This window comes from Dickeya oryzae, from assembly GCF_009372235.1.
GTDB classification, from domain to species: domain Bacteria; phylum Pseudomonadota; class Gammaproteobacteria; order Enterobacterales; family Enterobacteriaceae; genus Dickeya; species Dickeya oryzae.
Genome location: NZ_ML762920.1, coordinates 334,578 through 359,987, shown reverse-complemented (window position 1 = coordinate 359,987; position 25,410 = coordinate 334,578). Strand labels below are relative to the sequence as shown.

At 54.0% G+C, this 25,410-nt stretch carries 25 protein-coding genes; 16 read left to right on the top strand and 9 right to left on the bottom strand.

Features of this window, described 5'->3' with window-relative positions; all coding sequences use genetic code 11:
* Positions 1 to 40 precede the first annotated feature (40 nt).
* Positions 41 to 391, top strand: coding sequence for a Grx4 family monothiol glutaredoxin (locus FAZ14_RS01575; protein WP_016942500.1), 351 nt, complete (start codon positions 41 to 43; stop codon positions 389 to 391).
* A 124-nt stretch (positions 392 to 515) separates the two neighbouring features.
* Here the strand turns inward: FAZ14_RS01575 and rnt are convergent, their stop codons facing one another.
* Complete coding sequence (rnt, locus tag FAZ14_RS01570) at positions 516 to 1,196, bottom strand: ribonuclease T (protein ID WP_016942499.1); 681 nt, start codon at positions 1,194 to 1,196, stop codon at positions 516 to 518.
* A 132-nt stretch (positions 1,197 to 1,328) separates the two neighbouring features.
* Positions 1,329 to 1,736: a lactoylglutathione lyase gene (gene gloA / locus FAZ14_RS01565; RefSeq protein WP_019845813.1), complete on the bottom strand. Its 408-nt coding sequence runs from the start codon at positions 1,734 to 1,736 to the stop codon at positions 1,329 to 1,331.
* A 282-nt stretch (positions 1,737 to 2,018) separates the two neighbouring features.
* Here gloA and FAZ14_RS01560 point away from each other — a divergent pair, with 282 nt between their 5' ends.
* Positions 2,019 to 2,258: a DUF1289 domain-containing protein gene (locus FAZ14_RS01560; RefSeq protein ID WP_016942497.1), complete on the top strand. Its 240-nt coding sequence runs from the start codon at positions 2,019 to 2,021 to the stop codon at positions 2,256 to 2,258.
* Positions 2,259 to 2,430: 172 nt separating this feature from the next.
* On the top strand, positions 2,431 to 2,868 hold the full coding sequence (gene slyA / locus FAZ14_RS01555; RefSeq protein ID WP_016942496.1) for a transcriptional regulator SlyA: 438 nt from the start codon (positions 2,431 to 2,433) through the stop codon (positions 2,866 to 2,868).
* Between the two features lie 464 nt (positions 2,869 to 3,332).
* Here the strand turns inward: slyA and FAZ14_RS01550 are convergent, their stop codons facing one another.
* Entirely contained in the window at positions 3,333 to 3,800 is a 468-nt protein-coding gene (locus FAZ14_RS01550; protein WP_012884366.1) for an outer membrane lipoprotein, read from the bottom strand.
* Between the two features lie 339 nt (positions 3,801 to 4,139).
* Here FAZ14_RS01550 and anmK point away from each other — a divergent pair, with 339 nt between their 5' ends.
* From anmK to pdxY, 5 genes are all read left to right on the top strand, one after another.
* On the top strand, positions 4,140 to 5,267 hold the full coding sequence (gene anmK, locus FAZ14_RS01545) for an anhydro-N-acetylmuramic acid kinase (protein ID WP_016942494.1): 1,128 nt from the start codon (positions 4,140 to 4,142) through the stop codon (positions 5,265 to 5,267).
* Positions 5,268 to 5,401: 134 nt separating this feature from the next.
* Complete coding sequence (locus FAZ14_RS01540) at positions 5,402 to 5,710, top strand: MliC family protein (RefSeq protein WP_016942493.1); 309 nt, start codon at positions 5,402 to 5,404, stop codon at positions 5,708 to 5,710.
* A gap of 123 nt (positions 5,711 to 5,833) precedes the next feature.
* Positions 5,834 to 6,532 (top strand): pyridoxamine 5'-phosphate oxidase, encoded by a 699-nt coding sequence (gene pdxH, locus FAZ14_RS01535; protein WP_016942492.1) that lies wholly within the window; start codon positions 5,834 to 5,836, stop codon positions 6,530 to 6,532.
* Between the two features lie 138 nt (positions 6,533 to 6,670).
* Positions 6,671 to 7,948 carry a tyrosine--tRNA ligase gene (gene tyrS, locus FAZ14_RS01530; RefSeq protein ID WP_033581440.1) on the top strand — a complete coding sequence of 426 codons (1,278 nt, stop codon included), beginning with the start codon at positions 6,671 to 6,673 and terminating at the stop codon, positions 7,946 to 7,948.
* 213 nt (positions 7,949 to 8,161) lie between these two features.
* The gene (gene pdxY, locus FAZ14_RS01525; RefSeq protein WP_153507951.1) at positions 8,162 to 9,022 is read left to right on the top strand and encodes a pyridoxal kinase PdxY; all 861 of its coding nucleotides are present in this window, start codon (positions 8,162 to 8,164) and stop codon (positions 9,020 to 9,022) included.
* 155 nt (positions 9,023 to 9,177) lie between these two features.
* On the opposite strand, the gene gstA is transcribed toward pdxY, so the two are convergent.
* Positions 9,178 to 9,792, bottom strand: coding sequence for a glutathione transferase GstA (gene gstA, locus FAZ14_RS01520; RefSeq protein WP_153507950.1), 615 nt, complete (start codon positions 9,790 to 9,792; stop codon positions 9,178 to 9,180).
* Between the two features lie 809 nt (positions 9,793 to 10,601).
* Between gstA and FAZ14_RS01515 the strand changes: the two genes are divergently transcribed.
* Positions 10,602 to 12,221: an ABC transporter substrate-binding protein gene (locus FAZ14_RS01515; RefSeq protein WP_153507949.1), complete on the top strand. Its 1,620-nt coding sequence runs from the start codon at positions 10,602 to 10,604 to the stop codon at positions 12,219 to 12,221.
* 66 nt (positions 12,222 to 12,287) lie between these two features.
* Here the strand turns inward: FAZ14_RS01515 and ribA are convergent, their stop codons facing one another.
* On the bottom strand, positions 12,288 to 12,881 hold the full coding sequence (gene ribA, locus FAZ14_RS01510) for a GTP cyclohydrolase II (RefSeq protein WP_027711787.1): 594 nt from the start codon (positions 12,879 to 12,881) through the stop codon (positions 12,288 to 12,290).
* A gap of 253 nt (positions 12,882 to 13,134) precedes the next feature.
* Between ribA and pgpB the strand changes: the two genes are divergently transcribed.
* From pgpB to yciH, 5 genes are all read left to right on the top strand, one after another.
* Positions 13,135 to 13,911, top strand: coding sequence for a phosphatidylglycerophosphatase B (gene pgpB / locus FAZ14_RS01505; RefSeq protein WP_153507948.1), 777 nt, complete (start codon positions 13,135 to 13,137; stop codon positions 13,909 to 13,911).
* 304 nt (positions 13,912 to 14,215) lie between these two features.
* Positions 14,216 to 14,524, top strand: coding sequence for a LapA family protein (locus FAZ14_RS01500; RefSeq protein WP_012884377.1), 309 nt, complete (start codon positions 14,216 to 14,218; stop codon positions 14,522 to 14,524).
* 11 nt (positions 14,525 to 14,535) lie between these two features.
* On the top strand, positions 14,536 to 15,705 hold the full coding sequence (lapB, locus tag FAZ14_RS01495; RefSeq protein ID WP_153507947.1) for a lipopolysaccharide assembly protein LapB: 1,170 nt from the start codon (positions 14,536 to 14,538) through the stop codon (positions 15,703 to 15,705).
* A 235-nt stretch (positions 15,706 to 15,940) separates the two neighbouring features.
* Positions 15,941 to 16,690, top strand: a complete 750-nt coding sequence (gene pyrF / locus FAZ14_RS01490; protein ID WP_153507946.1) for an orotidine-5'-phosphate decarboxylase — start codon at positions 15,941 to 15,943, stop codon at positions 16,688 to 16,690.
* Positions 16,690 to 17,016, top strand: coding sequence for a stress response translation initiation inhibitor YciH (yciH, locus tag FAZ14_RS01485; RefSeq protein ID WP_038926196.1), 327 nt, complete (start codon positions 16,690 to 16,692; stop codon positions 17,014 to 17,016). Before pyrF ends, yciH begins: the two co-directional genes overlap by 1 nt.
* A 110-nt stretch (positions 17,017 to 17,126) precedes the next feature.
* On the opposite strand, the gene osmB is transcribed toward yciH, so the two are convergent.
* Positions 17,127 to 17,342, bottom strand: coding sequence for an osmotically-inducible lipoprotein OsmB (gene osmB / locus FAZ14_RS01480; protein ID WP_016942482.1), 216 nt, complete (start codon positions 17,340 to 17,342; stop codon positions 17,127 to 17,129).
* Between the two features lie 354 nt (positions 17,343 to 17,696).
* Here osmB and araD point away from each other — a divergent pair, with 354 nt between their 5' ends.
* Together araD and kdgT are read left to right on the top strand one after the other, a co-directional pair.
* Complete coding sequence (gene araD / locus FAZ14_RS01475) at positions 17,697 to 18,392, top strand: L-ribulose-5-phosphate 4-epimerase (RefSeq protein ID WP_029456472.1); 696 nt, start codon at positions 17,697 to 17,699, stop codon at positions 18,390 to 18,392.
* A gap of 440 nt (positions 18,393 to 18,832) precedes the next feature.
* Positions 18,833 to 19,849, top strand: coding sequence for a 2-keto-3-deoxygluconate transporter (gene kdgT / locus FAZ14_RS01470; RefSeq protein WP_153507945.1), 1,017 nt, complete (start codon positions 18,833 to 18,835; stop codon positions 19,847 to 19,849).
* Positions 19,850 to 19,973: 124 nt separating this feature from the next.
* On the opposite strand, the gene FAZ14_RS01465 is transcribed toward kdgT, so the two are convergent.
* The 3 genes from FAZ14_RS01465 to FAZ14_RS01455 form a co-directional block, all read right to left on the bottom strand.
* On the bottom strand, positions 19,974 to 22,040 hold the full coding sequence (locus FAZ14_RS01465; protein ID WP_153507944.1) for a carbon starvation CstA family protein: 2,067 nt from the start codon (positions 22,038 to 22,040) through the stop codon (positions 19,974 to 19,976).
* 355 nt (positions 22,041 to 22,395) lie between these two features.
* On the bottom strand, positions 22,396 to 23,313 hold the full coding sequence (locus FAZ14_RS01460; RefSeq protein ID WP_153507943.1) for an aldo/keto reductase: 918 nt from the start codon (positions 23,311 to 23,313) through the stop codon (positions 22,396 to 22,398).
* A gap of 102 nt (positions 23,314 to 23,415) precedes the next feature.
* The gene (locus tag FAZ14_RS01455) at positions 23,416 to 25,347 is read right to left on the bottom strand and encodes an exoribonuclease II (protein ID WP_016942477.1); all 1,932 of its coding nucleotides are present in this window, start codon (positions 25,345 to 25,347) and stop codon (positions 23,416 to 23,418) included.
* Between the last annotated feature and the right edge of the window lie 63 nt (positions 25,348 to 25,410).

Genomic DNA, 25,410 nt, shown 5'->3' with positions numbered 1-25,410 from the left:
CCTACAGGGCCGTTCATCACGCGCTTGAGGAAGCAATAGAATGACGACAACGACACTTGAAAAAATTCAGCGCCAGATTGCTGAAAACCCGATTCTGCTGTACATGAAAGGCTCTCCCAAACTGCCAAGCTGCGGTTTTTCTGCTCAGGCAGTACAGGCGTTGTCGGCGTGTGGCGAACGTTTTGCTTATGTAGATATTTTGCAGAACCCGGATATCCGCGCCGAATTGCCGAAATATGCCAATTGGCCGACATTCCCGCAATTGTGGGTGGATGGTGAATTGGTTGGCGGTTGCGACATCGTCATTGAAATGTATCAGCGCGGCGAACTGCAAAAGCTGATTAAAGAGACTGCCGACAAATACCGTTCCGAGCAGGAAGACCAGCAGTAATCTTCCTTATTGTCAGGCAGCATTGCGCTGCCTGACAGTCTGTTTATCGTTGTTTACGCCAGCATGAGGTCGGCGTGTGAGCAGTACGTGTGAACAGTACGTGTGAACAGTAGTTGTACTGCACTTATTCTTCGTCGACAGCCAGTGGCGCGTCTTCCGTATCGCCGACACCGCCCGCCAGCGGCCAACCCCCCATCCGTTTCCACCGATTGACCAGTTCACAAAACAGCTGTGCGGTACGCTCGGTATCATACAGTGCCGAATGTGCCTGACTGGCGTCGAAAGGGATCTCCGCGGCAATACAGGCTTTGGCCAACACGGTTTGCCCCAGCACCAACCCGCTGAGCGCGGCGGTATCAAAAGTGGCAAACGGGTGGAATGGGTTGCGTTTCAGGCCGCAACGTTCAGCCGCCGCCATCAGAAAGCTGTGATCGAAGGTCGCGTTATGTGCCACGATGATCGCACGACTACAATTCCGGTCTTTGATACCTTTGCGGACGGCTTTAAAAATGTCATGCAGGGCGTCATACTCACTCACCGCACCGCGCAGAGGATTGGTTGGGTCGATCCCGTTAAACGCCAATGCTTCAGGTCGCAGAATCGCGCCTTCAAAGGGTTCGATATGAAAATGTAAGGTGTCGTCCGGCTGTAACCAACCGCTTTCATCCATTTTCAGCGTTATGGCTGCAATTTCCAGCAGCGCATCAGTTTTCGCGTTGAATCCAGCGGTTTCAACGTCAATCACCACAGGGTAAAAGCCACGAAAACGCGCATTCAGCGCATTCAGGTTATTTTTCTCAGCCATTCGTTTCTTATTTCTTCAGCAACATGCAGTGCGCATTATGGCAAATTGTGTCGGGGGATGCAGCAGCCGGACATGGCGTTGTCCCCCCGGAAAAGGCAGGTGCCATCGGCACCTGAACAGACAAGGATAGAATCAGTTACCCAGGCCCTGACCGGCTTGTGAACGCTCAATCAGTTCTATCTTGTAGCCATCCGGGTCTTCAACGAAGGCGATCACCGTCGTGCCGCCTTTGACCGGGCCTGCTTCACGGGTCACTTTGCCGCCCGCCTGACGAATACGCTCACACGCTCCGGCAACATCATCCACACCCAGTGCGATATGACCAAAGGCGGTCCCCATGTCATAGCTGTCTACACCCCAGTTGTAGGTCAGTTCGATCACCGCACCTTCGCTTTCCTCGGTGTAGCCGACAAATGCCAGAGAATATTTATATTCCGGATTGTCGCTGGTGCGCAGCAGACGCATGCCCAGTACCTTGGTATAAAAATCGATAGCGCGTTGCAGGTCGCCAACGCGTAGCATGGTGTGAAGTAAACGCATAATGACCCCTATTTTGATCCGTGGGTTAACCGTCTGGACGATATCGGTGGTATTCCGTTATCGTCTGAAACAATAGGGCCAGAGTATAGCGTCGTTGCTGGGGGGAGTCCAAACCTGTGGCTGTAGAGATGTGTCGTGCCGCTGAGTCTTGTTTTGGTGCGCGTTTGCCGCCAAACAACCTGGATAAACGGAATATGGTGGTTAATTGCGCATTAACGCCACGTAAGGCTTGCCAGTGACGGCAATCAAGGTTTCAATAAAGATGTCGGAAGAGGAGGTACTGTGGCTGAGCAGCTCGAGCTTTTTCCCGTTCCCAACCCGTGCCGCGGTATCTGTCAGGCGGATGACCGGGGCTTCTGCCGTGGTTGTTTTCGAAGCCGTAACGAGCGCTTTAATTGGGGAACGATGAGCGATGCGCAAAAACAGGATGTGTTACGATTATGTCGCCAAAGGATGAAGCGTTCGCAGCGAAATGAGAAAAATTCAACATCCTCAGAACCGGAACAGCCGACCCTGTTTTAATCGACATGGTGATATTTAATGGCATAAATTAAGTTCAAGATCATTTTTAATTAATTATTATTTGCTAGAATAGATAGATAACAATAAGACCTTTTTATAAAACTTTCGTTTTAAATCAGAGTTGATTGCAATCCAGGGAAGTTGCTTAGTATGCTAACTATAAGGAGAGGTGATGGAATTGCCGTTAGGTTCTGATTTAGCTCGGTTGGTTCGTGTATGGCGTGCTTTGATTGATCATCGATTGAAGCCTCTAGAGCTCACTCAAACTCACTGGGTCACGCTGCATAATATTCACCAACTGCCCCCGGGGCAGTCCCAAATTCAACTTGCCAAGGCGATTGGAATAGAACAGCCTTCGTTGGTGCGAACGTTGGATCAATTGGAAGACAAAGGGTTAATTACCCGACATATTTGTGCCCATGATCGACGTGCCAAACGAATTCTGTTAACCGATATGGCCGATCCGATCATTCAGGCGGTCAATGATGTTATTGATCAAACACGCGGCGAAATATTAGATGGTATTACTCCTGCCGAAGTGGATGAGTTAGCCACTATTATCTCCCGGCTGGAAAAAAACATATTGGCATTACATGAGACTCAGTCTTAATTAATCGAAGCAGTAAATGTCCCGACAGGTAATTCGAATTTCAGGCGATATATACTCTCAAGGATTCGAGTTGCTGGACAGTGCGCTTGCGTGTTGTTCAATAACATATTGTTCAATTTTATGTTGCTCAATTGTATGTTGTGCAAGGCGTTAACCCTTCAGGGCAAGATTCATGATGAATCTTGCAATGCGGTATTCGGGCGTATTTGACGTGACTGGCATGAATAAGTCACTGAGATAATGTGCAACGTTGTCGGGAGCGGCGTTGAGTTCGATAGGCCGTAGACCTGAAGGGTAAACGTCAGGGTTGGACTGATAACGCCAACATTCCTGTAACCTGAAGTTATAACAGGTATAACGTTATAACGGGTATAGCGTACCAATAATGGCTTATCTGAACAGGCGAGTCGGATGAGGGCGATAAGACAATCACCACCCATTGGGTGGTGATTGATTATTATCGCTTAGCGAGGAGATACCGTGATGGAACGACCATTGCTGGCCATCGCTACACGCTGTCCTGCGTGGAATTTGGTGTCACCTTGTTTTTGTACCACCATGATGGTGCTACCGTCATCTTTACGGATTTCCAGCTCAACCCCCTGAACGCGGTTAACCGCGCCTTCAATGCTGTTACCCGCAACGCCACCTGCAACCGCGCCTGCTGCTGTTGCCAGATTACGACCCGTACCACGACCGATAGTATTCCCTACCAGTCCGCCCAGTACCGCGCCACCGATCGTACCGATGACGTTGCTGTCTTCCCCGGCCTGAATCTGTACCGGACGGGTGGAGACAACGGTACCGTAGGTTACCGTCTGGACTTGTTTGGCTTCAGATGCACTATAAACGTCTCCTGACAGGGTACTGGTGTTAGCACAACCCGCCAGTGTGATACCTGCTAAAGTGATCACGAGAAAACGTTTCATCATAGAAAGACTCCTGTTATAGCTGTGTCTGTGTCGGAGGGCGCAGCCTGAGCCGACGAATTATTTCTTGTCGCATTATGGCGTGGTCGAACGCACCATTCTACTGTGTCGATTAACCTCAAAGATAGAATAGCGCGACTAAATTGATAATAAACACGTTATAAAGTTCCTTGAGAATCCCTCTTTTTCTGAAAAAGGCACTGAATGGTAATGGGTGATCTGGTCTGGCATCTGTCTGACAAAAAAGACAAAATTGGCACAGGAAACGGCGTTCTATGCACCGTGTGCGCCGATGCCGCTGTGGCGTAACAGGCAATCATTTACATAACGAAAGGTAACCCGATGAGGTCTGGAAGATATATTGGCGTGATGTCTGGCACCAGCCTGGATGGTGTCGATGTGGTGCTGGCCGCCATTGACGAGCACACCGTTGCACAGCAAGCCAGTTATTGTCACCCGATTCCGCCTGAGATTCGCCAGACGATACTGAGCATGAATCAAGGGCAGGCGGTCACACTTTCCGAACTGGGGCGGCTTGATACCCGCCTTGGCGCGCTGTTTGCCGACGCGGTACAGGCGTTATTGCGCCAGACCGGCCTGAGTGCGGGGGATATTACCGCGATTGGCTGTCATGGACAGACGGTTTGGCATGAACCAGACGGCGATGCCCCTTGTACGATGCAGATTGGCGATGGTAACCGTATTGCCGCGGTGACTGGCATCACCACCGTAGGTGATTTTCGGCGGCGAGATATGGCGTTGGGCGGGCAAGGTGCACCGCTGGTGCCCGTTTTCCACCACGCGTTGCTGCAACATCCGGTGGAGCGGCGAATCGTACTGAACATCGGTGGGATCGCCAACATTTCGGTACTGGCGCCGGGGAAGGCGGTAAAAGGTTATGACACCGGGCCGGGTAATATGCTGTTGGATGCCTGGATATGGCGCAATCGGGCACAGCCCTATGACAACGATGCCGCCTGGGCGCTGACGGGGCAGGTGGATAACCGCTTACTAAGCCGCATGCTGGCCGATCCGTATTTCGGTCTGGCGGCACCAAAGAGTACCGGGCGTGAGTATTTCAATCTGACATGGCTGGAAAGGCAGCTGGCGTCGTTTGCACGTTTGTACCCGGAGCGTTTGCGCCCGGAAGATGTGCAAGCCACGCTGGTGGCGCTGACGGCGGAAAGCATCGCGGAGCAGGTGCTGCTGACTGGTGGTTGTGAACGCGTACTGGTGTGTGGCGGTGGCGCGCGTAATCCATTGCTGATGAGCCAATTGTCAGCGCGTCTGCCGGGTATTGAGGTTTGCCCGACCGATAACTTCGGTATCCGGGGTGATGATATGGAGGCGTTAGCGTTCGCCTGGCTGGCATTTCGCACCCTGTCGGGGCTGCCGGGCAATTTACCCTCGGTGACGGGGGCCAGCCGTGAAACAGTCCTGGGGGCGATTTATCCAGCGATGGTGCCGTAAATCGGGTGAGGGTGGCGTAATCAGATTTTGCTGACAGGCCTGTGAGTGCGTTGTTGATAGACTCCTCTTTTGTGCGAGGGTTCGGGTGGGATGCCGGAATCATCGAATGCCAGAAAAAGACGGAGAAGAATAAGATGAAACCACTGTTTATGGCCGGGGCCTTGGTCTTGCTCAGTGGCTGCGCCCATTTCATGCCGACGGCGAAGCCACAAACCTTACATTATCAGTGCGGCACCATGCCGCTTACCGTCACACTGAATCCCGGCCAAAAGGTCGATAGTGTGACGTTCCTGCTGGATGGCGAATCTCACACCTTGCCACAGGTGCCGGCTGCGTCTGGTGCGCGTTACAGCGATGATCGTTATACGTTTTGGAGCAAGGGCCAACAGGCGTTTATCGTCAGAGGCGATAGAATCATCGTAAATGACTGTGTGTTGCAGTAAGACCGTTTCTATGCCGTTCGTTTCTATACCGTTGTATGTCGTTGCGGGCGTTGAGATTTCGACGACGTGGGCGCAAAATGGGCCATTCCCCTTTCTCGCCCGATAAGGCAACGGCAGGATTGCATGACCACAGAAAACGACAACGCCCGCAACAAGGTGGCCCTTGCGCCGGAACAGGCCGCAAGTGTCGATATCGCCGATTTGCGGCGTGAATATACTCAGGGCGGCCTGCGCCGTCGTGACCTCACAGCCAACCCGCTCGATCTGTTTGAACACTGGCTGAAACAAGCCTGCGAAGCGCAATTGGCGGATCCTACCGCGATGTGCGTAGCAACGGTCGATGAGCAAGGCCAGCCTTATCAGCGCATCGTACTGCTGAAACACTATGACGAAAAAGGCATGGTGTTTTACACCAATATGGGCAGCCGTAAGGCTCAGCAACTGGCTGCCAACGCCCGTATCAGTCTGCTGTTCCCCTGGCACATGCTGGAGCGTCAGGTCATCGTCCTGGGTAAGGCGGAAAAACTGCCGATGCTGGATGTCATGAAGTATTTCCATAGTCGCCCGCGCGACAGTCAGATTGGTGCCTGGGTTTCAAAGCAGTCCAGCCGCATCTCTGCACGGAGTATGCTGGAAAGCAAATTCTTTGAAATGAAGCAGAAGTTCCAGCAAGGTGAGATTCCGCTACCGAGCTTCTGGGGTGGGTTCCGCGTCACTATCGAGTCGGTGGAGTTCTGGCAGGGGGGCGAGCACCGCCTGCACGACCGTTTTCTGTACCAACGTGAGGGTAATGGCTGGACAATTGACCGCCTGGCACCCTAAATCACCGGAATTTGTTGAGTTAAGCGCTGGCACTCCCGGTGTCGGCGCTTTATTCTATGTCACCCTGAATTATTACTTTCGCCGCTATGGCGAAAAGTCGTGTACCGGCAAAGGTGCAGTCGTTTATACATGGAGACTTTGATGGCAAGCAATCTGATTCAACAATTGCAAGAGCGGGGCCTGGTGGCCCAGGTAACGGACGAGGGCGCGTTAGCAGAGCGACTGGCGCAGGGGCCAATTGCACTGTATTGCGGCTTCGACCCGACCGCCGACAGCTTGCATTTGGGACATCTGGTACCGCTGCTGTGCCTGAAACGCTTTCAGATGGCCGGACACAAACCGGTAGCACTGGTAGGTGGTGCTACAGGGTTGATTGGCGACCCGAGTTTCAAAGCCGCCGAGCGTAAGCTGAATACCGAAGAAACAGTGCAGGAGTGGGTGGAGAAAATCCGCCGTCAGGTCGCTCCTTTCCTGGATTTTGACTGTGGCACCAACAGCGCGATAGCCGCCAACAACTACGACTGGTTTGGTTCCATGAACGTGCTGACGTTCCTGCGCGATATCGGTAAACATTTCTCCGTCAACCAGATGATCAACAAAGAAGCGGTCAAGCAACGTCTGAACCGCGATGACGTGGGCATTTCCTTCACCGAGTTTTCCTACAATCTGTTGCAGGGCTACGACTTTGCTTCGCTCAATGCGCTGCATGGTGTGGAGTTAGAGATTGGTGGTTCTGATCAGTGGGGTAACATCACCTCTGGGATCGATCTGACCCGTCGCCTGCATCAGAAGCAGGTGTTCGGCTTGACGGTTCCGTTGATCACCAAGGCTGATGGGACCAAATTCGGTAAAACCGAAGGTGGGGCGGTATGGCTGGATCCGAAGAAGACCAGTCCGTACAAATTCTACCAGTTCTGGATCAACACCTCTGACGCAGATGTGTACCGCTTCCTGAAGTTCTTCACCTTCCTCGACATTGACGTTATCAATGCGCTGGAAGAAGAAGACAAGAACAGTGGGGTTGCACCGCGTGCTCAGTACGTTCTGGCAGAAGAAGTGACCCGTCTGGTGCATGGCGAAGAGGGGCTGACAGCCGCTAAACGTATCACCCAGAGTCTGTTTAACGGTAACCTGAACGACCTGACTGAAGCGGATTTCGCGCAGCTGGCGCAAGATGGTGTACCGATGGTGGAACTGGCGACAGGCGCGGATTTACAACAGGCGCTGGTTGATTCCGAATTGCAGCCTTCTCGTGGGCAGGCGCGTAAGACCATCGCCTCTAACGCGATCACGATCAACGGTGAAAAACAGTCTGATCCGGAATACACCTTTACGGATGCTGACCGTCTGTTTGGCCGTTATACCTTGCTGCGTCGGGGCAAGAAAAACTACTGCCTGGTCTGTTGGAAAGACTGATAGAGACACGCAAGGGAGCAACATGCTCCCTTCGTTTTTAGGTACCTCCCCACAGCGGGGGATAGCCTGACAAGTTCGCCAGGTAATACCGTATCAGCCATACCGTGGCGGACGGGATAACAGCATGACGCTGTTCGATAAGAAACGGTTTAATAACCAGCAGTATATAAAAACAAACACATCGCATTTGAGCAGGCAAAGGTAGTCACTTTCATGAAAAACATACTGTCGATTCAGTCTCACGTGGTTTTCGGTCATGCCGGCAACAGCGCGGCGGAGTTTCCCATGCGTCGGATGGGCGTCAATGTCTGGCCGTTGAATACCGTGCAATTCTCCAACCACACGCAATATGGTCAGTGGACAGGCTGTGTTATGCCCGCCGAACACCTGACCGAGATTGCTCAGGGTATCAGTAATATTGATCATCTGAAGGACTGCGACGCGGTACTGAGTGGGTATATTGGCTCACCAGAGCAGGGCGGGCATATTCTGGAGGTGGTACGCCAGGTGAAGGCGGCGAATCCGCGAGCCATTTATTTCTGCGACCCGGTGATGGGTACGCCGGAAAAAGGCTGCATTGTGCCAGCAGGGGTGACGGATTTTCACTGCAACCAGTCACTACAGGCAAGCGACATGATTGCCCCCAACCTGCCGGAGCTGGAACTGCTGAGTGGGCGGACGATTCATACAGTAGAGGAAGCTGTGCAGGCCAGTCGTGAACTGTGTCAGCGCGGGCCGCAACTGGTGCTGGTCAAACACTTAAGCCGTGCGGCAGCCAGTAAAGACAGTTTTGAAATGCTGCTGGTTACCCCGAAAGAAGCCTGGCATATCCAGCGTCCGCTGGTGGATTTTGGACCGCGCCAGCCGGTGGGCGTGGGTGACCTGACCAGCGGTTTATTACTGGTGAATCTGCTAAAAGGTGTCGCGCCGGAAAAAGCGCTGGAACACACCACGGCGGCTGTCTACGAGGTGATGCTGGTCACCAAAGAAATGGAACAATACGAACTGCAACTGGTGGCCGCGCAGGATGGCATCGTACAGCCGCGTCACCATTTCCAGGCTGTTCGTCTGTAGTTGCTAAATCGGTAGTTGATCGATAGTCACTAAATCGGTAGTCACTAAATGGGTAGCAACTAAAACCAGCGGTGACCTGCATAACATAACGGGGCGTTGAGCCCCGTTATGGTTACTGCAATAAGCGCAGTGTGTATTACCATCCTTCTGACTTGTCAGAATTTCACTTCAAGCCCTTCCGCCGTCAGCGCTTTTTCTACCGCTGGTCGCCCGGAAACACGCTCCAGATAAGCCACCAACGCAGGGAATTGGAGCAGGTTAAATTTCAGTTCATTCGCCCAGCGAGAAATGGTGAACAGGTAAGCATCGGCGACGCCGAACCGGTTACCGATCAGATAATCGTGTTCGCTGAGTACCTGATTCAAATAGCGGAAGCGCTGTTCCAGATAGCTTTTCAGCAACTCTTTGTACAGTTCTGGTGTACCGGGGCGGAACAGCGGCGTGAACGATTTGTGCAGTTCCGTGGAAATGTAGGCCAGCCACTCAATGGCGCGGTAGTGATGAATAGTGCTGGATGGCGCTATCAGATTATATTGCGGGGCTTTGTCTGCCAGATACAGGGCGATAGCAATATTTTCCGTCAGAATCGTGCCGTCATCCAATGCCAGCGCCGGGACCATTCCTTTGGGGTTGATCTGCAGGTAATCGACATCCTGCTCGGTTCTCTTGGTACGCAGGTCGACATTCACCAGTGTGAACTTGGCCCGGGTCTCATGCAGGATGATATGAGGAAACAGTGAGCAACTTCCCGGTTTGTAATAGAGTTTCATTCGCCATTCCTTCAGTAAACGTCTTTGCGGTGAGTTGTAGTGTCAGGTATATCGTGTCAGTGCACATTGTATCGGCGCATGTTCGGTCAGAGTATGTACTGCCAGAGCATAGTGTTAACAACGTAAGCGTTTTCACACGATCGTGTAAATTATATTGCTATAAATCACAGAATCAGGTTGTGCGCGGCATCGCAAGATAAGAGTGCTGTGAAATCAACGCACTGCCGGGTTGTCTCCTTTTCCCAATATTCGTTAGTCTGCAGAGCGTCCTCTTCTTCCTATTGTTATCGGTTGCAATGAGGGAATGTTCACCCTGATATGTGGTTTATCTTATAATTTGGTGTGCTAAGAATGCGTTAAACGTGCGATCTATCATTGGTCAACACGCCAGGACGCACGATCGACGATAATGCAATCTTGATGCCTCCAGCTATCGGACAAATCCGTTGCCACCCTACCTGTTATCCGCAGATGTAAACCATCATCTAATAACGCGCCGGGATCTAATGACGTGCCGGGCCCGTTGGCATTATCACGCTATCCTTATTCTGGCTCAGAGTGTCGCTGCAGAACGCTCTCCCTCTGTTTACGCCTGGCATCTACTCCGAAAAGGTTGGTGACTATGGCAATGTGGTGGGAATTGTGCGTTGCGCACTTGTACTGTTCTCACAGATACAGTATTAGTGGTTGATGGCTTAATGCCATGATTCATAACATAAAATTATTGCACCTGAATAATTCAAATCGTGGGGTAACGGTTGTTATGCCACGGTAAATGGAAATAAGACCGAGATGCAGAGGAGCACAGAATGACGATAGACAAGGGTTGGCTGGCATCCATTTTGGGGGTGTTGAGTGTTGCCGCGGTTTCAGTGCAGGCAGCGGTGGTACCGGCAGGTGTTCAACTGGCAGATAAACAGGAACTGGTTCGAGCCAATGGGTCCGAGCCTGCGTCGCTGGATCCACATAAAATAGAAAGTGACGTTGAAGGAAACCTGGTCCACGATTTTTTTGAAAAGCTGGTGTCGGTACATGATGACGGCACGGTGGCACCCGGTTTAGCGGATCGCTGGGAAAATAAAGACAATCAGGTCTGGACGTTCCACCTGCGCCCGGGGCTGAAATGGTCGGACGGTAGCCCGATCACCGCTGACGATGTGGTGTTTAGCTGGCAACGTCTGATAGACCCCAAAACCTTGTCGCCGTATCAAAGTTACCTCGGCAGTATGCACGTGTTGAATGCCAGCGACATTATCGCGGGTAAGAAGAGCCCGCAGGAGTTGGGTATTAAGGCGCTGGATAAACAAACGGTACAGGTCACGCTGGATCAACCGCTGTCTTATTTCCTGCCGATGGTTGACCACTATGTGATGGTGACTGTGCCGAAAGCGGCCATTGAGAAATTCGGCGACAAATGGACCCAAACGAGCAATTTTGTCGGCAGCGGGCCGTTTGTGCCAACCGAGTGGGTCGTCAACGAGCGTATCACCGCCAAACGTAACGTTAACTATTGGGATAACGCCCACACAGTATTGAACAAAGTGACCTATCTGGTCATCGTCTCCAATACGGCCGAAGTCAACCGCTATAAGGCGGGGGAAGTCGACACAACGTACACCATGCCCAACCAGTTGTTTAAATCCTTGCAACAGGAACTACCGAATGAAGTCAAGGTGACGCCTTATCTTTCGACATATATTTATCGCTTCAATACCCAAAAACCCCCGTTTAACGACCCACGGGTCAGACGTGCACTGGACCTGGCGCTCGATAAGAGCGTGATTGCCGACAAGGTGTTGGGGCAGGGCCAGATACCGGCGTATAACTACGTGCCACGCGGCATGGCTGGCTATACCAGCAATCAGCCGGAATGGGCGAGCTGGACGCAGCAGCAGCGTAACGCTGAAGCGAAAAAACTGCTCAAGGAAGCGGGCTTCGATGCCAGCCATCCGCTGAAATTCCAGTTGTTGTATAACACCTCCGAATCCCATCAAAAGATTGCTATTGCTGCCGCTTCTATGTGGAAGCAAAACCTCGGTGCGGAGGCGACATTGCTGAATCAGGAGTGGAAAACGCTGCTGGATACTTCGCGTACCGGCAACTTCGAGGTCGTGAGGAACTCCTGGGGGGCTGACTATAATGAGCCTTCCACCTATTTTGACACCCTGCGCGCCAACGACAGCAATAACACCGGCAAGTTTACTGACAAGGCTTACGACGAGGTGTTGGATAAAGCGGTGATGGCATCCTCATTGGAAGCGCGCAACGCGCTTTATCATCAGGCGGAAACTATCCTGCAACAGCAAATGCCGTTGATCCCGATTTATTATTACGTGCGTAGCCAGTTGGTGAAACCGTATGTGGGTGGGTTTAAACCTGACCTGAAAGGGGATTTCTACAGCAAGGATATTTATATCGTCAAACATTGATTGGCGAGCATTGACTGGCAAGAACACACCAGGTGGTGACCGCCTGGTGTGACAATGAACGGGGGATTATTTGCTGTCCAGCAAGTGGCCCATTTTGGCGGCCTTGGTGGCCAGATAATGCTCGTTTTTCGGATTGCGACCGACGATGAGCGGCACACGTTCAACGATGTTGATGCCCGCTTCGGTCAGGATGGTGACTTTCTTCGGGTTGTTGGTCAAAAGACGTACCGCTTCCACGTTCAGTAGCTTGAACATATCCGCACACAGTGTGAAATCTCGCTCATCGGCGGCGAAGCCCAACTGGTGGTTCGCTTCCACGGTGTCGGCGCCTTGATCCTGTAGCGCATAAGCCCGGATTTTATTCAACAGACCGATGTTACGTCCTTCCTGACGGTGATACAGCAGAATGCCGCGCCCTTCTTCGGCAATGTGATTGAGAGCGGCTTCCAGTTGAAAGCCGCAATCACAACGCAGGCTAAACAATGCATCACCCGTCAGACATTCAGAGTGCACCCGCGCCAGTACCGGTTCGGGACTGGAAATATCACCGTACACTAACGCCAGGTGATCGCGCCCGGTTGCTGTTTCCTCGAATCCTACCATCAGGAAATCGCCCCACGGAGTGGGTAGTTTGGCTTCCGCCACCCGTTTTAGCTGCATGTTACTCTCCAACGCATAAATGATAAATTCCCGCTCCAGGCAGGAAGGGAACCTCGTATCGCCGCCGCCGTGCTGAGCCCCGGTAGCGGATAGTCACCTGCTTTGTTATCGATGACTGAATGATTCGGGATAATCGTGGTGTCGTTGACAGAACTGACAGATAGTTTACGTCATACTGAAAACCGATGTCCCATTTTTTGATAAAAATGTAAAAATTTTGTTCTAATATCCTGCTGAATTATAGGGAGAAGTAATGTACGACCTCGCCAGACGCACCGTAATTGGCACAATATCGTTGATGGTGTTGCCTATTTTGGTCTGGATCACGGGATGGCACTGGCAGCCAACCGTGTCAGGATGGTGGCTCAAACCGTTATTCTGGATGACACAGACAGTATCAGCCCCGTGGGGAATTCTAACCAGCGTGGTGCTGTCGGTCTGGTTTTTATGGCTGCTGCGACTCCCTTTGCGCCCGACGTTGACTCTGCTGGCTATCTTGTTTGCCAGCATCGTGCTGGGGCAGGGGGTGAAATCCGTAACGAAAAACCTGACGCAGGAAGCCCGGCCCTTTGTGGTCTGGCTCGAACAAGCGCATCAGGTGGATGAGCACTATTTTTACGCATTACCCGCCAGCGAGCGTGCCAGCTTGCTGGAACAGCAGCTTCAGCAGGTCTCGCAATTGCCTCCCTGGCAGCGTCAGCATTGGCAGGAACAGGCGGATTACTCTTTCCCATCGGGCCACACCGTGTTTGCCGCCACCTGGGCGTTGCTGGCGGTGGGATTACTGTGGACGCGGCGTCATTATCTGATGGTTTCTCTCATCGTACTGTGGGCAAATAGTGTGATTGCCAGCCGCTTGTTGCTGGGGATGCACTGGCCGCAGGATGTGGCAGCCGCCACCCTGATAGGCGCGGTAGTCTCGCTGGTGGCAGTCTTGCTGGCGCAGCGCTGGTGTGGGCCACTGCTGGCGGTAGTGCCACCCAAAACAGTAACACGGCATCACCAGCAAGCGCGCCCGAACGCCCGATGATGGCTGATAAGAATCGCTGATAAGGAAATCGGTTGTGCGGGTATGGCGACATGGGTATCCATCATCTGGATACTCACAGCCGATGTATACAGATGCCGGTAGATACCAATGCCAGCAGGCGGCTTCGCGGATTGACTGTCGCTGCCACCGCTGGTGTATCGGTAGTGTGCCGCTTATCCCCCGTTTTTCCTTTCACGACCCCCGTTAGCGTTCCCCCTCCGCTGAGGAAATGTTAAGTTAATAGGGTTCACTGCCGAAATTTGGCATAATTCATCCGTTTAAGGCGATATCACAGGAAGCGAACGTGAAATATATGCTGATTTTTTTTCTGGTGCTGGCGGTATTCATCGTATCGATCACGCTGGGAGCGCATAACGATCAGGTGATTACTTTTAACTACCTGCTGGCGCAGGGGGAATACCGGTTGTCGACGTTGCTGGCAACGCTGTTTGCTGCTGGTTTTGCGCTCGGCTGGGTGATCTGCGGCCTGTTTTATCTGCGCCTGCGCATTGCGCTAGGGCGGGAACAACGTAAAATTAAACGTCTTGAGCAGCAACTGTCTGCCCCGGAGAGCGCCAGCGGTGCGACCTCCGCTGAGTCCGCTACCCACTAAGGATCGCCTCCATGCTAGAACTGCTGTTTCTGTTGCTGCCGGTTGCCGCCGCCTATGGCTGGTATATGGGGCGCAGGAGTGCACAGCAGGACAAGCAGGACGAAACCAACCGCCTGTCGCGTGATTATGTCACCGGGGTGAACTTTCTGCTGTCTAACCAGCAGGATAAAGCGGTCGAGTTGTTTCTCGACATGCTCAAAGATGACAGCAATACCTTTGAAGCTCACCTGACGCTAGGCAACCTGTTTCGCTCGCGCGGCGAGGTCGACAGGGCTATCCGTATCCATCAGGCGCTCACCGAAAGCGCGTCCCTCAGTTTTGAACAACGCCTGTTAGCGGTACAGCAACTGGGGCGTGACTATATGGTGGCGGGTTTGTACGACCGCGCCGAAGAGATTTTTAAGCAACTGGTGGATGAAGAGGATTTTCGCGTCAGTGCGTTGCAGCAACTGCTTCAGATTCATCAATCCACCAGTGACTGGCCAAACGCTATCGACACCGCTGAAAAGCTGGTGAAATTGGGCAAAACGCAATTTCGCAGTGAAATCGCCCACTTCTATTGTGAACAGTCGCTACAGGCGATGGGCAGCGATGATCTTGATAAAGCCCTGGCGATGTTGAAAAAGGCATCGGCGGCGGATAGTCAATGCGCGCGCGTGTCCATTATGCTGGGGCGCATTTATATGGCGCAGCAGAATTACGCACAGGCTGTCGCATTACTGCAGCAGGTGCTGGAGCAGGATACCGAGCTGGTCAGTGAAACGCTGCCGATGTTGCAGGAGTGCTACCGTCACCTGGAACAGCCTGAAGGGTGGGCGGCATTTCTGCGGCGTTGTGTTGAAGAGAAAAGCGGTTCCACGGCAGACCTGATGATGGCCGATGTGCTGGAACAGTACGAAAGCACCGAGTCGGCACAGACTTACGTCACACGCCAGTTGCAGCGCCATCCCACAATGCGGGTGTTCCACCGCTTGATTGACTACCATCTGCGTGAAGCAGAAGATGGCCGTGCTAAAGAAAGCCTGCTGGTGCTGCGTAACATGGTCGGCGAGCAAATCCAGGCCAAACCACGCTACCGTTGCCATAAATGCGGTTTTACCTCGCAATCACTCTACTGGCATTGTCCTTCCTGCCGCACCTGGGCCAGTGTTAAACCGATTCGCGGGCTGGACGGGGAATAAGTCGTCCGGCTATTCGGTTCCCCAACCGTTATCCCCGCGCGGCCAGAATGGCTCGTCACGTCACCTCGTCATTTTCTTCCTCCTGTACCATGTCATTTAGTTACAACATACTAAAGGCCTGTCAACGCTACGCTGGGTTAGGCATCGGCGCGGTTTGGCATTTAGGAGCAGGGGCGGGTAGAATGCGCGCCATAAAATGATTAACTCACTCACGCTTAACGACGGGAGCATACCAGTGAACAGCCCAATCATCTCTTCGAATACGACGCCTTCGCATATCACGGCTTCAGGCTCGCCGATCATTGTGGCGCTGGATTACGCCGATCAACATGCCGCCTATGCGTTTGTCGACCGTATCGATCCACGTGACTGTCGGCTGAAGGTCGGCAAAGAGATGTTCACGTTGTTCGGGCCGCAACTGGTCAGCGATTTGCAACAGCGTGGTTTTGAGGTGTTTCTCGATCTTAAGTTTCACGATATTCCCAACACCACGGCCAGAGCTGTCGCCGCTGCGGCAGAGTTGGGAGTATGGATGGTGAATGTCCATGCCAGCGGTGGGGCTCGCATGATGACAGCCGCCCGTGAGGCGCTGGTGCCGTTTGGGAGCGACGCGCCGTTACTGATAGCCGTGACGGTACTGACCAGCATGGATGACGCGGACTTGCAGGGACTGGGGATTACGCTCTCTCCGGCCGAGCAGGCAGAAAAACTGGCGCGGTTGACCCAGCAGTGCGGTCTGGATGGGGTGGTGTGTTCTGCCCATGAAGCCGTGCGGCTCAAGCAGGTGTGCGGTGCGGATTTCCGGCTGGTGACCCCTGGTATTCGCCCGGCGGGCAGCGATGCTGGCGATCAGCGTCGGATTATGACGCCGCAGCAGGCACAACACGCCGGTGTGGATTACATGGTGATTGGCCGTCCTATTACCCAGTCCGCTGATCCGGCGCTGACCCTGAAAACGATTTTGGCTTCGCTGGGAGAGAAATAATGCGCGACGATAACAGCCGACTGGTGTATTCCACCGAAACCGGGCGAATTGATGAACCCGAGCAGAAAGCGGCCCGTCCGAAAGGCGACGGCATTGTGCGCATTCAACGCCAGACCAGTGGTCGCAAAGGTAAGGGCGTTTGCCTGATTACCGGTATCGATCTGGATGACGCGGCGCTGGACTTGCTGGCAGCAGAACTGAAAAAGAAGTGCGGTTGTGGCGGTGCGGTTAAAGACGGGGTGATCGAAATTCAGGGCGACAAACGCGATCAACTCAAGCAGTTGCTGGAAGCCAAAGGGATGAAGGTCAAGCTGGCTGGAGGCTAACCTTCTCTGTGGCGCGACAGGCATTGATAACAGCATGAAAATAGCCATATGAACATAGCAGTATAAAAACACACAGGCTCCCTTGGGAGCCTGTGTGTTTTGCGGGCTGGTTATCGGGTCGTCTGGTGACCGATGATGCCACCTACCGCCGCGCCGCCAACCGTGCCGAGGGCGCTGCCGTTGGTCAATACCGCGCCGCCGAGTGCGCCAATCCCCGCGCCGATGGCGGTATTTCGTTGCCGTTTGTTCATACCGGCACAGCCTGCCAGTGTACTGACGATCACCATAGCCAGAACGGCGGTTGTGAATTTTTTATTGATTTGCATGGTTCTTCTCCGGTTGTTCACCTGTCACGGCAGCGGGTTATCACGGCCATGAACAATGTTATTGTCGTGGCAAGGGGCGTTATGACAGTGCGCGATGACTTGCCGTGACGTGCTGTGTCTATCTGTCTGCCAGTATAATTATCGGCAGGGGGCGTAACAGGTGAAAAACTCTTAATTCACAGTAGGCTGGCGGCGATGGCGACAATACGACCCGCTTTCAGGCACGCCTTCGGTGTCGCTGTGATCCCTTTCCTGTCGTCCCAGCAGAACACAGCCCGTTTTTCAGCCATTCAGCCCATACCTGTGCCGGTAGCCCAACGTGAGAATAGGGCAAACCACACAGGAGGGCGGATGATGTTGGAAGAACTTAAAATTCAGGTGCTTGAAGCTAATCTGGCTTTACCCCGGCATCAACTGGTGACCTTCACCTGGGGAAACGTGAGCGCGGTGGATCGTGAGCGCGGTCTGATGGTGATCAAACCCTCAGGTGTCGAGTACGACGTGATGACCGCGCAAGACATGGTTGTCGTTGAACTGGAAAGTGGCCGGGTTGTGGAAGGGCAGCGTAAGCCCTCGTCTGACACCGATACCCACCGCGTGTTATATCTGGCTTTCTCATCGTTGGGCGGAATTGTCCATACCCACTCACGCCATGCCACTATCTGGTCACAGGCGGGTAAGGATTTACCGCCGTGGGGGACCACCCACGCCGATTATTTCTATGGGCCGATTCCCTGCACCCGATTGATGACCGAGGCAGAAATCAACGGGCGTTATGAGTGGGAAACCGGGCAGGTCATTGTCGAGACGTTTCGTGAACGCGGCCTGTCACCACAAGATATTCCGGCGGTGCTGGTCAATGCCCACGGCCCGTTTGCCTGGGGAACGGATGCGCATAACGCGGTGCACAATGCCGTGGTGCTGGAAGAAATCGCTTACATGGGGATTTTCTCGCGTCAACTGACCCCAGCATTGGAACCAATGCAATCCACGTTGTTGGATAAGCATTATCTGCGTAAACACGGTAAGAACGCTTACTACGGGCAGTGATTCATCAGGGATCTAACCGTCACGCGCTGGTTGCCCGTCATACGCGCTTTACCTCTCGCAATGGGGGATAGATATCTTTTTCTCCATTGCGAAATAAACAAAATGGCAGATCTTAAAAAAAGAAACATCGTTTCATTTGCTTGCCAATGATCACTTTTCTCTCATCATTAAACGACTACCTTCAGCACTGAGAAGTATGGGGGCGTGTCCTCCCGGCTATATTCTTCATCATCGACGCCTCTTCATTGCCGATTTTCTACATCGCCAATGCTGGCGCTCAAAGGGGGCGATGTAGTTCAGGGGGATGACTCGGCCCTGCTTCGGGTGGGCTGAACAGGCCGTATTACGTCATGAATGCGCAGTCTGGGCGGTAGTGCTGGTCATGACAGGCGCGTCTGTATTGCTCATGGTTTCTGTCCCTTTTTCAGGCAATGAATCCTATGCATATCAAACGTTCTATTGAAAAGATTCCGGGTGGCATGATGCTGGTGCCGCTATTTCTTGGCGCGTTATGTCATACCTTTGCGCCGGGTGCTGGCAAGTATTTCGGGTCGTTTACCAACGGTTTGATCAGCGGCACGGTGCCGATTCTGGCGGTGTGGTTTTTCTGCATGGGGGCATCGATTCGGCTGAGTGCCACCGCAACGGTATTGCGTAAATCGGGCACGCTGGTGGTGACGAAAATTGCGGTAGCCTGGGTGGTGGCCGCCCTCGCGTCACGTCTGCTGCCGGAGCATGGGGTGGAAGCGGGCTTTTTTGCCGGGTTGTCCACACTGGCGCTGGTGGCGGCGATGGATATGACCAATGGCGGGTTGTATGCGTCCATCATGCAGCAATATGGCACCAAAGAAGAATCCGGCGCGTTCGTGCTGATGTCGCTGGAGTCTGGCCCACTGATGACGATGGTGATCCTCGGTACCGCCGGTATCGCCTCGTTTGAACCGCATGTCTTTGTCGGTGCGGTGTTGCCGTTTCTGGTGGGGTTTGTACTGGGGAATCTGGATCCGGAATTGCGTGAGTTTTTCAGCCGTTCGGTGCAGACGCTCATTCCTTTTTTTGCTTTCGCGCTGGGCAATACCATTGATTTGAGCGTTATCGGTCAGACCGGGTTCCTGGGGGTTATGTTAGGTGTTGCGGTGATCATCATTACCGGTATCCCGTTGATGGTGGCGGACAAGTTGCTGGGTGGCGGTGACGGTACCGCGGGGATTGCCGCGTCCAGTTCAGCAGGGGCAGCAGTGGCGACACCGGTGCTGATTGCGGAAATGGTTCCGGCGTTTAAACCTGTGGCACCGGCAGCCACGACACTGGTGGCGACATCGGTGATTGTGACGTCGGTTCTGGTACCGATCATCACCGCGATGTGGTCAAAGCATGTCAAAGGTGGCGATGGCACCGTCGCACAAGAAGAGGGAACGCTGGAGCAAGAACAATCGCAGCAGGCAGCACATCGCTAAGCCGTACACCACTAAGCCGTATACCACTAAGTAGCACACCACTAAAATAGCGCTCACGCCCTCTGGCAAGGGGGCGTGAGCGGTGTGACATTTCACCCGAAAGGGATTAACTCCCCGAAAGGGATCAATTGTTATGCGCCTCCTGTCGCCAGGCGGCTGTGGTCTCGTGTGTGGTGGGGCTGTGACTGTGTAATGCACGCCGGATAGCGAAGAACGCAGCGACCAGCATGGTGACCGCCACCAGCATAAAGAAGCCGCACAGGATGGCGTTGATCTGATTACTGAACACGATGGTTGCCATGTCCTGCATGTTCTTGGCCGGTGCTATCAGGGTGCCGGACTCGATACCTGTCGAGAAGCGTTTCGCCTGCGCCAGAAAACCGATACTGGGTTTTTCGTGGAAAATCTTCTGCCAGCCTGCGGTCATCGAGGTGATAAACAGCCAGGCGGTAGGCAGTATCGTCACCCAGGCGTAACGCTGTTTTTTCATCTTGAACAGCACGACCGTGCCGAGGATCAGCGCCATTGAGGCCAGCATCTGGTTACCAATACCAAACAGCGGCCACAAGGTGTTGATACCGCCCAACGGGTCGATCACCCCCTGATAGACGAAGAAGCCCCAGCCCGCCACCGCCACGGTGGTACCGGCCATGTTGCCCAGCCAGGAGTGACTTTTCCCCATCCCCGGCACCACCAACCCTGCCAGATCCTGCACCATGAAGCGGCAGGCACGGGTACCGGCGTCAACGGCGGTCAGGATAAACAGCGCTTCGAACAGAATGGCGAAGTGATACCAGAAAGCCATCATGGCCCGGCTATTGAAAATGTCGGTAATGATGTGTGCCATGCCGACGGCAAACGTTGGTGCGCCACCGGCGCGTGACAAAATCGAGGCTTCACCGACGTCTTTGGCGATGCTGCTAAGATCAGCCGGTGTGATGACAAAGCCCCAGCCGCTGACCACCTGCGCGGCGCTTTCCACCGTGGTGCCGATCAGTGCGGCGGGCGCATTCATGGCGAAATAGACACCGGGGTCGATCACCGAGGCGCAAATCAGCGCCATGATGGCGACGAAAGACTCCATCAGCATCGCGCCATAACCGATGAAACGGATATGACTTTCGCGCTCAACCAGTTTGGGCGTGGTACCGCTGGATACCAGAGCGTGGAAGCCGGAGATAGCGCCGCAGGCGATGGTAATAAACAGGAACGGGAACAGGCTGCCTGAGAACACCGGCCCACTGCCGTCAATAAAGCGTGAAACCGCAGGCATTTTCAGTTCAGGCATGGCAAACAGGATGCCGATCGCCAGCCCGACGATCACGCCGATTTTCAGGAAGGTGGACAGGTAATCGCGCGGTGCCAGCAACAACCAGACCGGCAGGACCGAGGCAATGAATCCGTAAATCACCAGCACCCAGGTCAGGGTGGTGCCTTTCAGGGTAAAAAACGGTCCCCAGTAAGGATGGACGGCAATGTCGCCACCGTAGACAATCGCCATCATCATCAGCACAAAGCCTATCAGCGACACCTCGGCAATCTTGCCCGGTCGCAGAAAGCGCATGTAGACCCCCATAAACAGCGCAATTGGGATGGTGGCCGCAATGGTGAAGACCCCCCACGGGCTGTTGGTCAACGCTTTAACCACCACCAGCGCCAGCGCCGACAGGATGATGATCATTACGCCCAGTGCGCCCAGCATGGTGACGACCCCGGCGAACGACCCTAATTCCTGACGCGCCATCTCGCCTAATGAGCGACCATCACGACGCGTGGAGATGAACAGCACCAGAAAGTCCTGCACGGCACCTGCCAGCATCACGCCGATCAGGATCCACAGCGTACCCGGCAGAAAACCCATTTGCGCCGCCAGAATCGGCCCCACCAATGGACCAGCACCGGCGATAGCGGCAAAATGGTGGCCGAATAACACCCACTTGTTGGTGGGAACGTAATCCAGACCATCGTTGTGACGCTCCGCCGGGGTTAAACGGCGGTCATCCAATTCAAACACCCGACGCGCAATAAACAAGCTATAAAAACGGTAGGCAATGCTGTAGCACGCGACGGCGGCGATGACCAGCCAGACGGCGCTCACATGCTCTCCCTGACTCAGCGCCAGCATGGCAAACGCCACGGCGCCGGCTATAGCAACAGCTATCCAGATAGACACGCTCTTGATCGTTTTCATCTCACTGACTCCTGACTGGTTATGATTCCCGGTCGTCGATAATCCCGGCACCCTGTCAACGTACCTTTTGGCGTAACGAATACGGCAAGACACCCGCAATACTCGAATCGTATCCACTGCGGGATAACAGGAAATATTGTGATATCAATAAATAACCATAGTGCAGCGATTAATCAGCGTGGTCATAACAAGATAAAAATGTGAGCAAAGATATATTTTTGTTACGAATAAAGCAGTTATCTGTATTTTCAATCAGAGATAAATGGGGCGATGAGGGGAATGGCCCGGTGCGGTAAGCCCGGCGAGAGCCGGGCAAGGCACGATAAAGACACAGTAAATGTGCGGTAAAGGCAGGTCAGGGCAGCTTGTTACCCGCCGCACGGTAAATTTCATACCACTCTTCGCGGCTGATGCGCAGTTCAGAGGCGGTGGCGATGTCTTGCAGACGCTGTGGGTCCATGCTGCCGACAATCACCTGCATGCTGGCCGGGTGACACAGGATCCAGGCCGCCGCCAGCGCAGTGGTGGATACGCCGTGCTCGCTGGCGATATGCTGAAGCGTGGCATTGAGCTGCGGAAATTTATCGTTATCCACGAATACACCGTCAAAGAAGCCGTACTGGAAGGGCGACCAGGCCTGAATGGTCATCTTCTGCAAACGACTGTATTCCAACACCATGCCATCGTGGTGCAGTGACGGCGCATGGGTCATATTGACGTTGAAACCCGCGTCAATCATTGGCGTGTGCATAATGCTCAACTGCAACTGGTTAGTCAGCAGCGGCTGGCGCACTGCACTTTTCAGTAGTTCAACCTGCAACGGGTGCTGATTGCTGACGCCAAAATAGCGCACCTTACCGCTGGTTTCTAAGGCGTCAAAGGCGGCGGCGACTTCATCCGGCTCGCACAGTGTATCCGGGCGGTGTAGCAGCAGGGTATCGAGGTAATCCGTGTTCAGGCGTTTCAGGCTACCTTCGACCGACGCAATAATGTGCGCTTTGGAGAAATCGAAAAAACCGGGACGGATACCGCATTTGCTTTGCAGCAGTACCTGATCTCGGGTGATGCCCGCCTGACGCGCCGCGGCGGCAAACATCTCCTCGGAACGGCCACCGCCGTAGATATCGGCGTGGTCAAAGAAATCGATACCGGCATCAAGCGCCGTTTGCAACACCGTGGCCGCTTCCTGCTGTGTCTTGCCCGCCAGCCGCATACAACCCAGCGCAATATTCGGTACTGACAGGGTGCTTGTTCCCAGTGTGATTCTTTTCATGTTCACCTCTCCGTTATGTTGCTCTCTGTTACAGGGGCGGGCGGCATGCTCCCGGCGATAAAAAAAACGCCACCCGGTGGGGTGGCGTGATACGGACGCGGATTAGGCGGCGGGTTTGGCGATAATGCTGCGCGTTTCAAGCCGCACTTCGGTTAATACCACCGTCAGGGAATCGCTTTGGCGATAGACGGGTTCGCCTTTCACCGTCACAATGCCGGTTTCCTGACTGCAAACCAGTTCGTCGCGTACCGCGTGGATAAACGAGGCAGGAATGAAGGCAGAAGCGCCGTTTTCCAGCAGACGTACACGCAAGCCGCCACGATTGACATCCATAATCTCGGCGGTAAAGCGGGTGTCGGTACCGGCTTTGTCTTTCAGGAAACGGGCGTACAACCAGTCACTGACGTCACGCTCGGCCATACGGTTAAGACGACGACGTTCAGCCAACTGCTGCGTGACCTCATCCTGCGGTTTGTCTGCCGCGGTATGGGTGATGACAGCCTTGAGCAGACGATGGTTAACCATATCGCCGTATTTACGAATCGGTGACGTCCAGGTGGCGTAAGCCTCCAGACCCAGGCCAAAGTGTGGACCGGGAGCGGTGCTGATTTCTGCAAATGTCTGGAAACGACGGATACGGCTATCGAGGAACTGGGTCGGTTGGGCATCCAGTTCACGACGCAGGATACAGAAGCCTTCCAGTGTCAGCAGTTGCTGAGCCTCAGCATGAATCCCGTTGCTCTCCAGCACGGCAACCGCCTGGTCAATACTGACCGGATCGAAGCCGGTGTGGACGTTGTAAATGCCGAAACCGACGGTATCGCGCAGTACCTGTGCCGCGCAGACGTTGGCGGCGATCATCGCTTCTTCCACGATGCGGTTAGCGATACGACGTGGTTCGGTAACGATATCCAGCACTTCACCTTTCTCGCCTAACAGGAAGCGATAATCCGGGCGGTCGCGGAACACCAGCGCATGGGTGGAGCGCCAGGCACTGCGCGCCTGACACACGCGATGCAACAGACGAATTTGGCTGGCGATGTTATCGCTCTGCGGCTGCCAGTCGCCACGCTGCTCCAGCCAGTCCGACACCTCGTCGTACACCAGTTTGGCGCGCGATTCGATCCAGGCGGCAAAGAAGCGAATCTGGCTCAGTGCGCCATCAGCGGCGACGGTCATGCGGCAGGCCAGCACCGGACGGCGTTCGTTCGGGCGCAGCGAGCAGATGTCGTCTGACAAGTGGCGCGGCAGCATCGGAATGTTAAAGCCGGGCAGATAGTTGGTAAACGCACGTTGACGGGCAATGCTGTCCAGTTCGCTATCGGCACGCACGTAAGCGGTCGGGTCGGCGATAGCCACCGTCATCTCCAGCGTACCGTCGCCGTTGTCCTGCACGTACAAGGCGTCATCCATGTCTTCGGTGCTGGCGCTGTCGATAGTGACAAAGTCCAGCCCGGTCAGGTCTTCACGCTCAAGCGCCCCGTCGTCGAGTTCGGCCGCGTCGGCATTCGGCGCTTCGCGCTCCAGATTATGGCGCGACAGCGTCACCCACCAGGGGGCCAGCGGGTCATCGCCGGTAGTAATGTACTGGGTCAGGTCAGCAAAGAAACCTCGATCGCCTTTTAACGGATGACGGCGCATTTCCGCGACCGCCCAATCGCCTTCTTTAAAGTCCTGCTCGACGCCACGCGCCGGGCGGCACGGAATGGCGTCTTTCAGCAACGGATGATCCGGCACGATAGACAAGCGGTCATCTTTTTTCTGTACCCGGCCGACAAAACGGGTCAGAAACGGCTCCACCAGCGATTCCGGCTCCGCGATTTCGCGCTCTTTTTCGGTATGCAGCGTGACGATGATGCGGTCGCCGTGCATCACTTTCTTCATGTGCGGCGGCGGGATGAAATAGCTCTTCTGCGCGTCGGCTTCAAGAAAACCAAATCCTTTGTCGGTGGCTTTGACGATACCTTCCGCTCGTGGCGTCTGAGAGTGGAGTTGCTGTTTAAGCTGCGCAAGCAGCGGGTTATCTTGAAACATAGCGTCCAGAATTGCGGTTAATAGTGGCTTTAGCGGCAGACAGTTTTACGCGAATCGGCCGCT

Bases quoted from the DNA above. Each gene is read 5' to 3' on its own strand.
- araD (WP_029456472.1), top strand. From the start codon at position 17,697: ATGTTGGAAGAACTTAAAATTCAGGTGCTTGAAGCTAATCTGGCTTTA.
- kdgT (WP_153507945.1), top strand. From the start codon at position 18,833: ATGCATATCAAACGTTCTATTGAAAAGATTCCGGGTGGCATGATGCTG.
- FAZ14_RS01575 (WP_016942500.1), top strand. From the start codon at position 41: ATGACGACAACGACACTTGAAAAAATTCAGCGCCAGATTGCTGAAAAC.
- rnt (WP_016942499.1), bottom strand. From the start codon at position 1,196: ATGGCTGAGAAAAATAACCTGAATGCGCTGAATGCGCGTTTTCGTGGC.
- gloA (WP_019845813.1), bottom strand. From the start codon at position 1,736: ATGCGTTTACTTCACACCATGCTACGCGTTGGCGACCTGCAACGCGCT.
- anmK (WP_016942494.1), top strand. From the start codon at position 4,140: ATGAGGTCTGGAAGATATATTGGCGTGATGTCTGGCACCAGCCTGGAT.
- FAZ14_RS01550 (WP_012884366.1), bottom strand. From the start codon at position 3,800: ATGATGAAACGTTTTCTCGTGATCACTTTAGCAGGTATCACACTGGCG.
- FAZ14_RS01465 (WP_153507944.1), bottom strand. From the start codon at position 22,040: ATGAAAACGATCAAGAGCGTGTCTATCTGGATAGCTGTTGCTATAGCC.
- slyA (WP_016942496.1), top strand. From the start codon at position 2,431: ATGGAATTGCCGTTAGGTTCTGATTTAGCTCGGTTGGTTCGTGTATGG.
- ribA (WP_027711787.1), bottom strand. From the start codon at position 12,881: ATGCAGCTAAAACGGGTGGCGGAAGCCAAACTACCCACTCCGTGGGGC.
- lapB (WP_153507947.1), top strand. From the start codon at position 14,536: ATGCTAGAACTGCTGTTTCTGTTGCTGCCGGTTGCCGCCGCCTATGGC.
- FAZ14_RS01540 (WP_016942493.1), top strand. From the start codon at position 5,402: ATGAAACCACTGTTTATGGCCGGGGCCTTGGTCTTGCTCAGTGGCTGC.
- pgpB (WP_153507948.1), top strand. From the start codon at position 13,135: ATGTACGACCTCGCCAGACGCACCGTAATTGGCACAATATCGTTGATG.
- FAZ14_RS01455 (WP_016942477.1), bottom strand. From the start codon at position 25,347: ATGTTTCAAGATAACCCGCTGCTTGCGCAGCTTAAACAGCAACTCCAC.
- pdxY (WP_153507951.1), top strand. From the start codon at position 8,162: ATGAAAAACATACTGTCGATTCAGTCTCACGTGGTTTTCGGTCATGCC.
- pdxH (WP_016942492.1), top strand. From the start codon at position 5,834: ATGACCACAGAAAACGACAACGCCCGCAACAAGGTGGCCCTTGCGCCG.
- gstA (WP_153507950.1), bottom strand. From the start codon at position 9,792: ATGAAACTCTATTACAAACCGGGAAGTTGCTCACTGTTTCCTCATATC.
- FAZ14_RS01515 (WP_153507949.1), top strand. From the start codon at position 10,602: ATGACGATAGACAAGGGTTGGCTGGCATCCATTTTGGGGGTGTTGAGT.
- osmB (WP_016942482.1), bottom strand. From the start codon at position 17,342: ATGCAAATCAATAAAAAATTCACAACCGCCGTTCTGGCTATGGTGATC.
- yciH (WP_038926196.1), top strand. From the start codon at position 16,690: ATGCGCGACGATAACAGCCGACTGGTGTATTCCACCGAAACCGGGCGA.
- FAZ14_RS01460 (WP_153507943.1), bottom strand. From the start codon at position 23,313: ATGAAAAGAATCACACTGGGAACAAGCACCCTGTCAGTACCGAATATT.